This is a genomic window from Dactylosporangium sp. NPDC000521, from assembly GCF_042898305.1.
In the GTDB taxonomy this organism is placed as follows: Bacteria; Actinomycetota; Actinomycetes; order Mycobacteriales; family Micromonosporaceae; genus Dactylosporangium.
Genome location: NZ_JBIAYW010000008.1, coordinates 1 through 14,091 on the forward strand (window position 1 = coordinate 1; position 14,091 = coordinate 14,091).

Genomic DNA, 14,091 nt, shown 5'->3' on the forward strand with positions numbered 1-14,091 from the left:
GTGGAGCCGGCGGTCAGCCCGGACACGGTGGTGGAGGTGCCGGTGACGGTCGCGCGGACGGTGCTGCCCTCGTAGACGCGGTAGCCGGTGACGGTGCCGGTCGAGGCGTTCCAGGCGAGGGTGAAGCTGGTGTCGGTGGTCGCGGTGACCCGGAAGTTACCCGGCACGCCCGGGGTCCCGGCCGGCGTGGTCGGGGTCGTGCCGCCCCCGCACGCGGCACCGTTGAGCGTGCAGTTGGTCGGGGTGCCGCTGCCGGCGGCGATGAACCCGAAGCTGGCCGTGCCGCCGGGGGCGATCGTGCCGTTCCAGGTGCTGGCGAAGCTCACGCGACCGGAGGTGCCGGTCCGGTTGGCGTCCCAGGACGAGCTGACCGACGTGCCGCTGGGCAGGTCGAACGCGACCGTCCAGCCGTTGATCGTGCTGCTCGTGCCGTTGGTGATCGTGTACTTGGCCTCGTAGCCGGAACCCCAGTTGGAGGTTTGGACGAAAGCCGCGGTGGCGGCCGCGGCGGACGCCGGCGTCGCGGCGACGGTGATGACGGTGGCCGCGGCAGTTGCCAGGGCAGCCGCGATCACCCCGATACGCAGTCTCATTGCAGACCTGCCTCGGACTCGGGTCGAGATGGGGGATGTAGGGCGCCCTAGCGCGGACACTACGCGAAGGTTTGTTAACAGTAAAGGTGTCGATCGATTACCCGTTCTTGATCTCGTGCAGAGTGTCGTACCCGGCCGTTACGCTCGCGTCGTGGATGGTCGGTCGCGGGCGACGCTCGTGCAGGAGGCCGCCCGGCGGTGGCGCTCGCAGCTCATCGACCTGGGCGGACGTAACACACTGCTGTACTACAAGGACCTGCGCTCCGGCACGCTCGACCTGTCCGCCGCCGACCCCGTCGCCGTCTCCGCGCTGCTCGGCGGGCGCACCATGTCGCTCACCCAGCTGTTCACCCGGTCCGGCGGCAAGCGGTCCCCGGCGCCCGAACCGGCGGTCGATCCGGTCGCGGACCCCGCCGACACAGTGCTCGACACGGTGCTCGACGTCGGGGAGCCGGCCGTCGCCGCGCCCGACCCCACCGCGTCCCGTCTGGTCGACGACGGGCGTCCGGCGATCGGGCGGGCCTCCGTACCGGCGACGCCTCCGAGACCTGAAGCGGCGGTCGAAGCCGTCGAGCCCACGGCCGTCGCGCCCACGGCCGTCGCGCCCGCGGCTGCCGCCCCCGACGACGGGCCGGTGCTGACGCACGCGGCGGCGGTGAAGCGGGCCCGCACGATCAGGAACAAGGCCCGTGAGCTGGCCGAGGAGCGCGGCATCGAGACGTGCTTCGTGGCGATCGGCTCGGCGACCTGGACCCCGGCGGCCGGCAGCGGCGTGCCCGCGGCGCCGGTCCTGCTGCGCTCCGCCCAGCTGCGCGCCCGCGGCGCCGCCGAGGACGACTTCGAGCTCAGCGTCCACGGCGACACCGAGGTCAACCCGACCCTGCTGCAGCTGCTGGAGGAGGAGTTCGGCGTCCAGGTCGACGCCGACGAGCTGGAGGAGCTGATCAGCTATACCGCCGGCTTCGACCCGCAGCCGCTGTATGAGCGGCTGGTGAAGGAGGCGTCCGGGCGGGTCCGCGGGTTCACGATCGGGCCGCGGTGCGTGCTCGGCACGTTCTCCTACGCGAAGCTGCCGATGGTCAACGACCTGCGGGTCGCCGCCGAGGCGCTCGAAGGCCACGAGATCATCGCCGCGATCGCCGGTGACGGCGAGGCGCAGCGGCGGCTGCACGCGACCGGCGCGGTCCAGCTCGACGACCCCGACCTGATCGCCCCCGACGACGAGTTCCTGGTCCTGGACGCCGACTCGTCACAGAACTACGCGATCAACGCCGTCCTGTCCGGCCAGCACAGCGTGATCAAGGGGCCGCCCGGCACGGGCAAGAGCCAGACCATCGCCAACCTGATCGCGTCGCTGGTCGCGCGCGGCAAGCGGGTGCTGTTCGTGGCGGAGAAGCGGGCCGCGATCACCGCCGTCACCGACCGGCTCACCCGGCGCGGGCTCGGCAGCCTCGTCATGGACGTCCACGACGGCACCACGTCGCGGCGCAGGGTCGCCGCCGACCTCAAGGCCGCGTTCGACTCGGCCGCCCGGATCGCCCAGCCCGACCTCAGCGTCCTGCACGAGACCCTGATCACGAAGCGTGCCCAGCTCAACGGGCACGACGAGGCGCTGCACCAGATCCGCGAGCCGTGGGGGGTCAGTGCGTACCAGTCGCAGACCGCCATCCTCGCGCTGACCGCCGCGGGGCGGCCGATGACGGCGGTGCGGCTGCGCGGGCAGACGCTCACCGCGCTGGACGCCGGCACCGCCCGGCGCGTCCGGGAGCAGCTGCGCGACTTCGCCGCGCTCGGGGGCTTCACCCTCACCGGGCGGCAGTCCGGCTGGGTCGGGGCCGCCGTGCGGACCCCCGCCGCCGCCGAGACCGCGTTCGGCCTGGTCGAGCGGCTCGCCGAGCACACCCTGCCGGCGGCCCGTCCGGCGCTGCGCCACGTCCAGGAGCAGACCGGCCTGCGCGCGCCCGCCGACCTGGCCGGCTGGCGGCAGCTGTTCGGGCTCCTCGACGGGGTCGCCGCGACCCTGACGCAGTTCCACGAGGACGTGTTCCGCGTCGACCTCGCCACCCACATCGCGTCGGCCGCCGACGCCGCCTGGCGTCGCGAGCACGCCGGCCAGCCCGGCGCCGACGCCGGCTGGCTCACCCGCCGCCGCATGCGCAAGCAGGCCGCCCAGCTGTGGCGCGGCCCCGGCAGCCCGAGCCGGCAGCAGCTCTTCACCGGACTGTCCACGGCGCTCGCCCAGCGCTCCTGGTTCGCCTCCAACGGCGGCCAGCCGCGGCTGCCGGCCGAGTATGCGCGGGCCAGGGCAGCGTTTCAGCAGCTGGACGAGCAGGTCGCGCAGCTGCACGCGTTCGTGCCGCACCTCGGCCTGGCCGGCGCCGACCTGGACCGGCTGGGCGCCGTGCTGCCCGGCCTGGCCGGCGACGAGCGCACGCTGCGCCGCGTCCCGCGCCTCAACGAGCTGGGCGCCGGGTTCACCGCGCTCGGCCTCGACCAGCTCGTCGCCGACCTCGGCGGCCGTCACGCCGACGCCGACCTCGCCGCGGCCGTCTTCGACGCCTGCTGGCACGCGTCGATCCTGCAGCACCTCGGGTTCACCGACGACCGCATCGGCGCGTTCGACGGGGCGCAGCACACCCGCACCGCCGCAGAGTTCCGCGCCGCGGACCACCAGCACATCGATGCGACCGCGAGCCGCGTCCTGCGGGCCGTGGCCGAGCACATCACGCGCACCCGCGACCAGCACCCCGACGAGAGCCGCCTCGTCGAGCACCAGGCCAACCTGAAGCGCCGGCACCTGCCCATCCGCCAGCTCTTCGCGACGGCCCCGCACATGCTGACCGCGCTGCGCCCGTGCTGGGCGATGAGCCCGCTGATCGTGTCGCAGCTGCTGCCCGCCTCGGCGGACCTGTTCGACGTCGTCGTGTTCGACGAGGCCAGCCAGGTCACCCCCGCCGACGCGGTCCCCGCGCTGCTGCGCGCCCGGCAGGTCGTCGTCGCCGGCGACGAGCACCAGCTGCCGCCCACGTCGTTCTTCACCGCCGCGGAGGACGGCGGCGCCGACCCGCTCGGCATCCGCCCCGACGGCTCGATCGACCTGTCGCTCACCTCCGGCTACGAGTCGATCCTGGACGTGCTGACGGCGCTGCTGCCCGCATACCTGCTGCGCTGGCACTACCGCAGCCAGGACGACCGGCTCATCGGCTTCTCCAACGCCCACATCTACGAGCGCTCGCTCGTCACGTTCCCGGGCACGGCCGGCGCCGGCTCAGTGCAGCACGTGCACGTCGCCTTCGACCCCACCGCCATCCATACCGGCACCGACACGGGCACCGACAGCGTGACGGCCGAGGTCGACCGGGTCGTCGAGCTGGCGCTGCAGCACGCCCAGCTGCGCCCGTCGCAGTCCCTCGGCGTCATCACGATGGGCATCACCCACGCCGACCGCATCGACCTCGCGCTGCGCAAGGCCCTGTCCGCCCGCCCCGATCTGCACGCGTTCTTCGCCGAGTCCGCCGCCGAGCCCTTCTTCGTCAAGAACCTCGAACGCGTCCAGGGCGACGAGCGTGACGCGATCATCCTCTCCATCGGCTACGGCAAGAACGCCTCCGGGCAGCTGCCGTACCGCTTCGGCCCGCTCCTGCTCCCCGGCGGCGAGCGGCGGCTCAACGTGGCGGTCACCCGCGCCCGCCGCCGGATGACCCTGGTCAGCTCCTTCACCGCCGCCGACATGGACCCGGCCCGCAGCACCTCCGAGGGCGTGCGCCTGCTGCGCGCCTACCTCGAATACACCTCGTCGGGCGGCACGTCGCTGGGCGCGTCGGCGGCGCTCGAGAGCGCCCCTCTCGACGCCTTCGAGGTCGATGTGCTCGCCCGCCTCACCGCAGCCGGCATCCCGGCCACCGCCCGCTTCGGCGTCGCGGGCGCCTTCATCGACTTCGCCTGCGCCCACCCCGCCAACCCCGAAGAGCTCATCCTCGCCATCGAGACCGACGGCGCCACCTACCACTCGGCGAGCACCGCCCGCGACCGCGACCGCCTCCGGCAGGAGCAGCTGGAGCGCCTCGGCTGGCGGTACCACCGCATTTGGTCCGCCGACTGGGTCGCCGACCCCGCCGCCGAGACCGCCAGGACCCGCGCCGCGTACGACGAGGCCCTCGCCGCCACCGACGCCCGCCGCTTCAACGAGCCGACGGTCGTCCTCGACCTCCCGCTCGCGCCTTCCCCGGCCGGCACCACCTCACCCCGCACCCTGCCCCGCCCCGACGTCACCCCCGGCCGCCCGATCACCGACTACCCGCGGGCGGTGCTGGTCGCGTTGATCGCCTGGATCGAGTCCGACACCCTCCTGCGCACCGAGGAGGAGGTCCTGGAGGAGGCCCGCCGCGAGCTGGGCTTCAAACGCGGCGGCACCCGCATCAACGCCGCCCTCACCGAGGCACTGCGCGAGTCCCGCGCCACCTCCGCCACCCCCGCCTCGACCGCTGCCACCGCTCCGCCGGACGCGGACCGGACGATGGTGCTGCGTATCGCCGATGCCGACGAGACCCACGTCTTACCGCAGCGACCCGAGACCGACTGACCCTCCCTCGGGGATCGCCTCTGCCGGCCCGCAGGCTTGGGCTTCCTACGGTGCCGGGGACGCAGGGCTTGACGCTGTCACGGGCAGTCGCTCGACGCGGGTCCGCACCTGCTGCCGGGGTCTCGCCATCCTTGGACAGGCATTGATCAATGCCCCGTGCTGCGGCATGGCATAGAGCGGTCGCGCGGTCGTCGCCCTGCAACCTCTTCCGGGCCAAGGACGCAACGCTCTGGGTCGCCCGCAGATCCGCTGTCTGCCTGCAGGTCGGGGGTTTCTGGTGCGCGAATGCACCCCCGCCCCGCAACGAGCGGATCCGGCTGCACGAGGGTGCAGCCGGATCCGTGGGGGTGGGGAAGGGGAACTACGCGGGGGCGGTGAAGGTGTAGGAGCCGGCGGGCAGCAGGAACGTGCCCGTGCCCGAGGGGACGGCCTGGCCGGGGGCCAGGATCGCGCCCGGTGCGGAGGTGGGGACGCGGACCGTCGCCGAGGTGCCGGCCGGGATCGTCACCCGCAGGGTGAGGGCGCCGGCCGAGATGGACCAGTCGCTGACGGCCAGGCCGAACGGGGTTTCGTAGGACGACTTGGCGGAGGTGAGGCCGCCGCCGGGCTGGGGGGCGATAAGCAGCGACGCGTAGCCGGGGGAGGCCGGGCCCAGGCCGCCGACCTGGCGGTACAGGAAGTCGCCGACGGAGCCCAGGCCGTAGTGGTTGAAGGAGTTCATGCCGGGGTCCTGGAAGGAGCCGTCGGTGCGGATGCCGTCCCAGCGCTCCCAGATGGTGGTGGCGCCGCGGCTGTTCATGTAGCCCCAGCCTGGGTAGCCGGGCTGGAGCAGGATCTGGTACGCCGTGTCCGCGTGGCCTGTGTTGGCCAGGACCGGCAGGAGGTTCTCGACGCCGAGGAAGCCGACGGACAGGTGCCCACCGCTGGCGGCCACCTTCGCCACGAGCTTGTCGGCCAGGGACGCGACCCGGGACGGCGGGACCAGGCCGAAGGCCAGCGCGAGGGTGTAGCCGGTCTGGGTGTTGCCGGAGACGGTCCCGTCGGCGGCGACGAAGCGGGCCGTGAAGGCGGCCCCGACCTGGTCGGCCAGCAAGCCGTAGGAGTTGCCCTGCGCCGTGCGGCCCGTCGCGAAGGCCATGCGCGACACCAGGCGGGCGGACCAGGCGAAGAACGCCGTGGATATGACGTCCTGGGCGGTGTTGTCGTTGACGTTGAGCCAGTCGCCGTAGGTGGGCTGGTTGCGGATCAGGTCGCTGCCCGAGGTGGCGCGCAGGTAGTCGACCCAGCGGGCCATCGCGTCGAAGTGCTCGTCGACGACGCGGATGTCGCCGTGGCGCTGCCAGAGGGTGTAGGGGACGATGACGCCCGCGTCGCCCCAGCCGGCGGTGCCGGCGCCGCAGCAGACGGCGGGGGCGACGTCGGTGAAGGCGCCGTCGGAGCGCTGGGCGTCGACCAGGTCGTCGGAGAACTTGTCGAGGAAGCCCTGGACGTCGACGTTGAAGGTCGAGGTGGCGGCGAAGATCGCGATGTCGCCGGTCCAGCCGAGCCGTTCGTCGCGCTGCGGGCAGTCGGTGGGGATGGACAGCATGTTGGAGCGCTCGCCCCAGAGGATGTTGTGCTGGAGCTGGTTGACCAGGGCGTTGGAGGTGCTGAGGGTGCCGAGCTGGGCGCCGGCGGTCCACGCGGCGCGGCCGGTGACGGTGTCCGCGGTCGGGGTGAAGCCGGCCGGGAGCCCGGTCAGCTCGACGTAGCGGTAGCCGTGCACGGTGAAGCGCGGCTCGTAGACCTCGGCGCCACCGGTACCGGCGAGGGTGAAGCGGTCCGTCGCCTGGGCGGCACGCAGGTTGGTCGTGTAGAGCTGGCCGCCGGTCAGCACCTCCGCGTGCCGGATCTGGACGGTGGTGCCGGCGGGGCCGGTGACCGAGATCCGGTTCCAGCCGGTGAAGTTCTGTCCCATGTCGAAGATCCACACGCCGGGCGAGGGCTGCGTGACCGAAACGGGCCGGAAGTCCTGCTGCACCCGGACGCCGTTGTCGACCTGCGAGACGAGGTTGGGCTTGGTGCCGGTCCGTGCGGCAGCGGAAGCCCACGACGAGTCGTCGAAGGAGAAGCCGTCCCAGCCCGCCACGGCGAGCCGGGCGTCGTACGTCTCGCCGTGGTACAGGTCGTCGGACCGGATCGGGCCGCTGAGCACCTTCCACGTGTTGTCGGTCCGCACCACGGACGAGGTGCCGTCGGTGAACGTGAGCACGAGCTGCGCCGAGTACCAGGGCTGCGTGCCGTACTTCTGGCTGCCGGCGAAGCCGAGGCTGCCGGAGTACCAGCCGTTGCCCAGCCAGGCGCCGAGCGCGTTCGCGCCCTGCCGGATCTGGCCGGTGACGTCGTACACCTTGTACTGGACGCGCTTGGTGTAGTCGGTCCAGCCGGGGGCGAGCACGTCGGTGCCGACGCGGGCGCCGTTGAGCCGGGTCTCGTGCAGGCCGAGCGCGGTGGTCAGCAGCCGCGCGGACGCGACGGGCTTGCTCACCGTGAAGCCCTTGCGCAGCAGCGGAGCGGCCTTCGCGATCGAGACGTTCGAGGCCCAGGGGCCGGTGCCGTAGGTGGCCACGGCGCGTGCCGCGGGCCAGGAGCTGTCGTTGAACCCGCCGGAGTTCCAGCCCGCGGGTGCCGTCGTCGAGGCCTTCCACGACGCGTCGGTGACCAGTGACACGCCGGTGAGCTTGGCGATCATGCCCGCCGGCGACTGGGTGGTGTTCTCCGACGCGATGGCGATGGTGTTGGTACCGGTGACGAGCCTGCTCCTGATGTCGACGGCGGTCGCCTGCTGCCACGACTGGTACACGCGCGGCGAGGTGCTGACCTGGACGCCGTTGACCCACACGTCGGCGGTGTCGTCGCCGGTGACCACGAGGGTGGCGGCGGCGGGGACGGAGGCGAGGGTGAACGTGCGCCGGAAGTAGCGGGTCGCCGCCGGCACCCCGGCCGCGGGGTCACCCTCCGGGTACCAGATCCAGGTCGCGCCGGACAGGTCGGCGGTGACGGCGGCCTGCCCGATGAAGTCGCCGGTCCACTCGGTCGCGGGCGCGCGCAGGCCGGTCTCGAACGACCAGGTGGGGCTCCACGCGCTGACCCTGCCCTGGGTGTCCCAGACGCGGACCTTCCACGTGTAGCGCCGCATCGACTGCAGGGCCGGGCCGCCGTAGACGACGTCGACCTGCTGGCCGGAGGCGACCCGGCCGCTGCTCCACACGCCGTCGACCGACAGTTCGTACGCGGCTTGGCGCTGCTGAACGGCCGTCGAGGTGAGCTTCCAGCCGAAGCGGGGCTGCGCGGCGTCGACGCCGAGAGGGTTGGCGCGGTGCTCGACCGTGCCGCTCGCGACGCTCAGCGGGGAGGGCGCGTCAGGGTCGGGCGCGACGACGCTCGAGTTCCACGGCCCGACGCCGTAGGCGCCGAGGTCGGTCGCGGCGGGCCAGCCGCCGTCGGCGAAGCCGGGCTGCTCCCAGCCGGTCGGCACCGTCTGGAACGCCTTCCAGCTGCCGTCTGTGCCGAGGTCGGTGGTCCCGCCGGCGGTGACGACGTGCACCTTGCCGATCAGGCCGGCCGGCCCGTCGGTCGTGTTGCGCGCCGCGATCGCGAGGGTGTTGGCGCCGCTGACCAGGGCGGACTGCAGGTCGACATAGACCGCGCTCTTCCACGAGTCCACGACCCGCGGCGAGGCGGCGACGGGCTTGCCGTTGAGCCACACGTCGACGGTGTCGTCGCCGGTGACGACGAGCTGGGCCTCGCTGACCGCGCCGGCGGCGACGGTGAACGTCTTGCGGAAGTACCGGTAGGCGGCGGGGGCGCTGCTGGCCGGGTTCCCCTCCGGGTACCAGACCCAGTGCGCCCCGGAGAGGCTGACGGGGGTCGCGGCCTCGGCCGGTGCCGACGGCGCGGCGAGGAGTGCGGCGAGCAGGACGAGCGCGGTGGCGCCCGCGCGGCGTCTCTTCAGGCGCATGGCGGTGCTCCTGTCCGATGAATTGAAACGTTTCATTGGGTGGTGATGTCCTGACTGTACGTAGACCCTGGTCAATAAGCAACGCCCGGCCGCGCGACGAACCTCAAGATGAGGGAAGTGTGGAGGTGGGATGCCGGGAAAGCTGCTCGTCATCGGCGGTGCGGAGAGTCATGACGCCGGCGACGACGCCATCCTCGAACGGTTCGTGCTGCTCGCGGGCGGTGCCGAGGCGCACCTCGTGGTGATCGCCACCGCGAGCGAGTGCCCGGAGCAGCGCGAGAAGGAGTACGCGGACGTGTTCCACCGGCTCGGCGCCGGCCGCGTCACCCCGCTGCGCCTCGACGAGCGCGACGACAGCAACAGCGACCTGGCCGTGTCCGCGATCGAGCACGCCACCGGCGTCTTCTTCACCGGCGGCGACCAGCTGCGGATCACCACCGTCGTCGGCGGCTCCAAGGTCGACACGGCGCTGCACGCGCGGCTCGGCGAAGGCCTGACCCTCGCCGGCACCAGCGCCGGCGCCGCCATGATGTCCAGCACCATGATCCTCGGTGGCAGCAACGCGTCGGTCTCCACCGACAGCGTCCGCACCGGCCCCGGCATGGAGTTCCTGCCCGGCGTGCTCATCGACATGCACTTCGCCCAGCGCGGGCGGCTCAACCGGCTGCTCAGCGCCGTCGCGATGTTCCCGCACGAGCTCGGTCTCGGCATCGACGAGAACACCGCGATCCTCGTCGACGGCGACGTGTTCGAGGTGCTCGGCGCCGGCACCGTCACCGTCATCGACGCCGGGCAGGCCCGCACGATCAGCGCGACGATGTCGGACGTCGGCGGACCGATCGCCCTGTGCGGCGCGCAGCTGCACGTACTCCCGGCGGGCTGGCGCTTCAATCTCACCGAGCGGGCGGCCATCAAGAGATCGGATCCTGACCATGCGAATTGAGAGCAGCCGCCGCCTGCGCGGCCCGAACCGCTATCTCGCGCGCCCCGTCCAGGTCACCCGGGTCCTGCTCGACGGGCTGACCGAGCGCGAGAGCAGCGACTTCCCCGGCTTCACCGACCGGCTGCTGGCGGCCTTCCCCGGCCTCGCCGAGCACCACTGCGCCTTCGGCGAGCCCGGCGGCTTCGTCAAGCGCCTGCACGGCGGCACCTACTTCGGGCACACCGCCGAGCACGTCGCCATCGAGCTCTCCCAGCGCATCGGCCGCCCGGTCAACTTCGGCCGCACCGAGGGCACCGGCGTGCCCGGCGAATACGACGTCGTCACCGAGTGCCCGGTCGACGAGCCGCCCGACTCCGGCATCGCCGAGGACCTTCTCGCGCTGGCGATCACCGGTGTACTGGCAGCGCTGCACGGCGAGCCGGTGCGCGTCGAGGACGAGCTGGCGACCCTGCGCCGCACGTACGAACGCGAAAAGGCCGGACCGAGCACCGCCGCCATCGCCGACGCCGCCCGCGTCCGCGGCATCCCGGTCGAGCGGGTCGGCGAGCTCAGCCTCCTGCGCCTCGGCTACGGCCGGCACCGCAGGCTCGTGTGGGCCGCGCTCACCGACCAGACCTCCGCGATCGGCGTCGACATCGCCTCCGACAAGGAGCTCACCCGGCGGCTGCTCGACGAGGCCGGCGTCCCCGTCCCCAGCGGCGGGGCCGCCACCACCCTGGCCGAGGCCCTGGACCTCTTCGCCGAGCTCGGCCCGCCGGTCGTCGTCAAGCCCCGGCAGGGGCGCCAGGGGATGCACGTGTTCCTCGGCGTCGACACCCCCGACGCGCTGCGCGCCGCCTACGAGGCCGCCACCGCCGGCGGCGACGACGCGGTCGTCGAACGCGAGCTGAGCGGCCGCGACTACCGCGTGCTCACCGTCGGTGGCAAGGTCGTCGCCGCCGCCGAGCGGGTCGCCGCGCACGTCGTCGGTGACGGCGCCACCGACGTCGCCGGCCTGATCGCCCGCGCCAACGAGGACCCGCGCCGCGGCGACGGGCACGCCCGGGCGCTGACCCGGATCGTCGTCGACGACGTCGCCCTCACCCTGCTGCGCCGCCAGGGCCTCGACGTCGGCACGGTCCCCGCCGCCGGGCAGGTCGTGCGGCTGCGCGAGAACGCGAACCTCTCCACCGGCGGCACCAGCGTCGACGTCACCGACGACGTCCACCCGTCCGTCGCCGACCTGTGCCGGCGGGTCGCCGCGATCGTCGGCCTCGACATCGCCGGCCTCGACCTGCGCCTGCCGTCGATCGCCGCGCCGCTGCCCCCGAGCGGCAGCCCGGCCGAGATGACGGGCGGCGTCATCGAGGTCAACGCCGCGCCCGGGCTGCGGATGCACCTCGACCCCAGCGACGGCACCGCCCGCGACGTCGGCGCCGCGATCGTGGAGGCGCTGTACCCGGCCGGCACCCCGTCGCGGATCCCGATCGTCAGCATCACCGGCACGAACGGCAAGACCACCGTCGCCCGGCTCACCGCGCACCTGCTGGACGGCGCCGGCCTGCGCGTCGGCGTCACCACCACCGACGGGATCGCCATCGGCGGCCGGCTCGTGCAGCGCGCCGACGCCACCGGGCCGCGCTCCGCCCGCGTCGTGCTCAGCGACCCCACCGTCGACGCCGCCGTGCTGGAGACCGCCCGCGGCGGCATGCTGCGCCAGGGCCTCGGGTACGACTGGAGCGACGTCGGCATCATCACCAACCTGGCCAGCGACCACCTCGGCCAGGACGGCATCGACAGCATCGAGGACCTGGTCGACCTCAAATGCCTCATCGGCGAGCGCGTCCGCGAGGGTGGCGCCGTCGTCCTCAACGCCGACGACCCGCGCAGCCGTGGCCTCGCCGCCTACCCCGGCACCCGGTTCGAGAAGCGCGAGATCGTCTGGTGCGGCCTCGACCCGCGCAACCCGCTGATCCGGCGGCACTGGGACACCGGCGGCCGCGCGTACCTGCTCGCCGACGGCTGGCTCGTCGAGCTCGCCGACCGCCGCTGGATCCCGATCCTCGCCGTCGGTGAGCTCGGCGGCGGCTTCGGCGGCGCCGCCCGGCACCTCGTCGCCAACGCCCTCGCCGCGACCGCCGCCGCCCGCGTCCTCGGCGTCGCCACCGCCCGCGTCGCCGAGCGCCTCCGCAGCTTCACCGACAACCCCGGCCGCGGCATGCTGCTGCGGCTCGGCGGCGTCGACGTCCTCGTCGACTACGCGCACAACCCCGCCGCCATCCGCGCGATCGGCGACCTCGTCGACCGTCTGTGGGGCGCCGATCACGCCGTCGCCGCCGTCACGCTCCCCGGCGACCGCCGCGACGACCTGCTCCGCGAGTCCGCGCGCGAGGTCGCCCGCTTCGACCGGGTCGTCATCTACGAGGACAGCGACCGTCGCGGCCGGGCGCCCGGCGAGGTCCCGGCCATCCTGCACGACGAGCTGGCCGCCACCTCGCCGGACGCCACCCGCATCGTCGTGCGGACCGTCGACGAGGCCGTCCCCGCCGCACTGGCGATGGCCCGCCCTGGTGACGTGGTGTTGCTGCTGTACGAGAAGATCGAGCCGGTGCTGTCGCTGCTGCGAACCCTCGGCGCCGAGACCGCCCACGATCAACACGTGTCAGTTCCGCTCATCGGGGCATCTGTATGACGTGGAGCGCTACCGACTGATCGAGCAACTCGGCGTGGGCGGCATGTCCGTCGTCTGGCGGGCACACGACGAGGTGCTGGGCCGGACCGTCGCAATCAAGCAACTCGTGGCCGCCGCCGACCCGCGGTCCCGCCGCCGCATCCAGGACGAGGCGCGCGCCGCGGCGCTCCTCAGCCATCCGCACATCGCCGCCGTGTACGACTTCGGCCACGACGCCGACGGCGCGCCGTTCGTCGTCATGGAGCTCGTCGAGGGCGAGTCCCTCGAGAGCCGGCTGGTCCGCACCGGCGGGCCGCTCGAGGTCACCGAGTCGCTGCGGATCGCGGGGCAGCTCGCCTCCGCCCTCGCCGCCGTCCACGAGCGCGGCCTGGTCCACCACGACGTCAAGCCCGCCAATGTCATGCTCACCGCCCGCGGGCCGAAGCTGGTCGACTTCGGCGTCTCCGCGATCGCCGGCAACGAGCCCGACCAGCTGATCGGCACGCCCGCCTACCTCGCACCGGAGCGCATCCGCGGCGTCCCGCCGTCGCCGGCCACCGACGTGTACGCCCTGGGCCTCGTCCTCTACCGCATGCTCACCGGCACGCTGCCGTGGCCCGCCACCACCACAGAGGAGCTGCTGCACGCGCACCGCAAGCTGCCACCGGCGCCGCTGCCCACGAGCGTGGCCCTGCCCGCCGGGGTGGCGGACGCGCTGCGGCGCTGCCTGGCGAAGGCGCCCGGCAACCGGCCCGCCGCGACCGACCTGGCCTCCCTGCTGTCCAACCCGCCGGCGACCCGGCGGCTCGGCCCCCGCCACCTCTTCACCACCCGGCACGCCGCGCCCGCCCTGCGGCTGCGCGACGTCACGCTCGGCGGGTCGGGCAGGCGGCGGGTCTCCGTCGCCGTCGCGGCCGCCCTGCTCTTCGGCTCCGGCGCCGTGGGCGCCGCCGCCCAGGACCGCGACCCGTCCCCCGCCTGGACCGGCGGGTCCTCTTCCGTCGCCGACGCCAGCCCGCAGCCGTCCGATCCCGCTGCTCCCACCACGGACACCGCCGCCCCGGCCACCGACCCCGCGGTGGTCCCTGCCGGCGGCGCCACCGCGGGAGCTGCGGCTGGGGGCGGCGGGGGCTCCGGTGCGGGTGCCGTCGGGAGTCAGGGCGGGGCCAACAAGGGCAAAGCGAAAGGCAAGAACAACGGCAACGGCAAGGGCAACGGCAACGCCAAGAAAAGTAGTGGCTGAACCTTTTCGTTGCTTATGGCGTGCAACCTTCCCGACTGGTACACAAGTCTGATCTCGGTGATGCCCTATGGTGTCCGGGT

6 protein-coding genes are annotated in these 14,091 nt (G+C 73.4%); 4 read left to right on the forward strand and 2 right to left on the reverse strand.

The window, feature by feature from the left end; translation table 11 throughout:
• Positions 1 to 593, reverse strand: a 593-nt coding sequence (locus tag ACFY3L_RS25565; protein WP_389328884.1) for a cellulose binding domain-containing protein, incomplete at its 3' end; no start/stop codon positions are given.
• 151 nt (positions 594 to 744) lie between these two features.
• Between ACFY3L_RS25565 and ACFY3L_RS25570 the strand changes: the two genes are divergently transcribed.
• Positions 745 to 5,175: an AAA domain-containing protein gene (locus ACFY3L_RS25570; RefSeq protein WP_389328887.1), complete on the forward strand. Its 4,431-nt coding sequence runs from the start codon at positions 745 to 747 to the stop codon at positions 5,173 to 5,175.
• A gap of 361 nt (positions 5,176 to 5,536) precedes the next feature.
• On the opposite strand, the gene ACFY3L_RS25575 is transcribed toward ACFY3L_RS25570, so the two are convergent.
• Positions 5,537 to 9,175 carry a family 78 glycoside hydrolase catalytic domain gene (locus ACFY3L_RS25575; protein WP_389328890.1) on the reverse strand — a complete coding sequence of 1,213 codons (3,639 nt, stop codon included), beginning with the start codon at positions 9,173 to 9,175 and terminating at the stop codon, positions 5,537 to 5,539.
• 130 nt (positions 9,176 to 9,305) lie between these two features.
• Between ACFY3L_RS25575 and ACFY3L_RS25580 the strand changes: the two genes are divergently transcribed.
• The 3 genes from ACFY3L_RS25580 to ACFY3L_RS25590 are packed head-to-tail and all read left to right on the forward strand — an operon-like array spanning position 9,306 to position 14,011.
• The gene (locus ACFY3L_RS25580; protein WP_389328893.1) at positions 9,306 to 10,118 is read left to right on the forward strand and encodes a cyanophycinase; all 813 of its coding nucleotides are present in this window, start codon (positions 9,306 to 9,308) and stop codon (positions 10,116 to 10,118) included.
• Positions 10,108 to 12,789: a cyanophycin synthetase gene (gene cphA / locus ACFY3L_RS25585; protein ID WP_389328896.1), complete on the forward strand. Its 2,682-nt coding sequence runs from the start codon at positions 10,108 to 10,110 to the stop codon at positions 12,787 to 12,789. The genes ACFY3L_RS25580 and cphA overlap by 11 nt, the downstream gene beginning before the upstream one ends.
• Position 12,790: 1 nt before the next feature.
• The gene (locus tag ACFY3L_RS25590) at positions 12,791 to 14,011 is read left to right on the forward strand and encodes a serine/threonine-protein kinase (protein WP_389328899.1); all 1,221 of its coding nucleotides are present in this window, start codon (positions 12,791 to 12,793) and stop codon (positions 14,009 to 14,011) included.
• Positions 14,012 to 14,091 lie beyond the last annotated feature (80 nt).

Bases quoted from the DNA above. Each gene is read 5' to 3' on its own strand.
- ACFY3L_RS25575 (WP_389328890.1), bottom strand. From the start codon at position 9,175: ATGCGCCTGAAGAGACGCCGCGCGGGCGCCACCGCGCTCGTCCTGCTC.
- ACFY3L_RS25580 (WP_389328893.1), top strand. From the start codon at position 9,306: ATGCCGGGAAAGCTGCTCGTCATCGGCGGTGCGGAGAGTCATGACGCC.
- cphA (WP_389328896.1), top strand. From the start codon at position 10,108: ATGCGAATTGAGAGCAGCCGCCGCCTGCGCGGCCCGAACCGCTATCTC.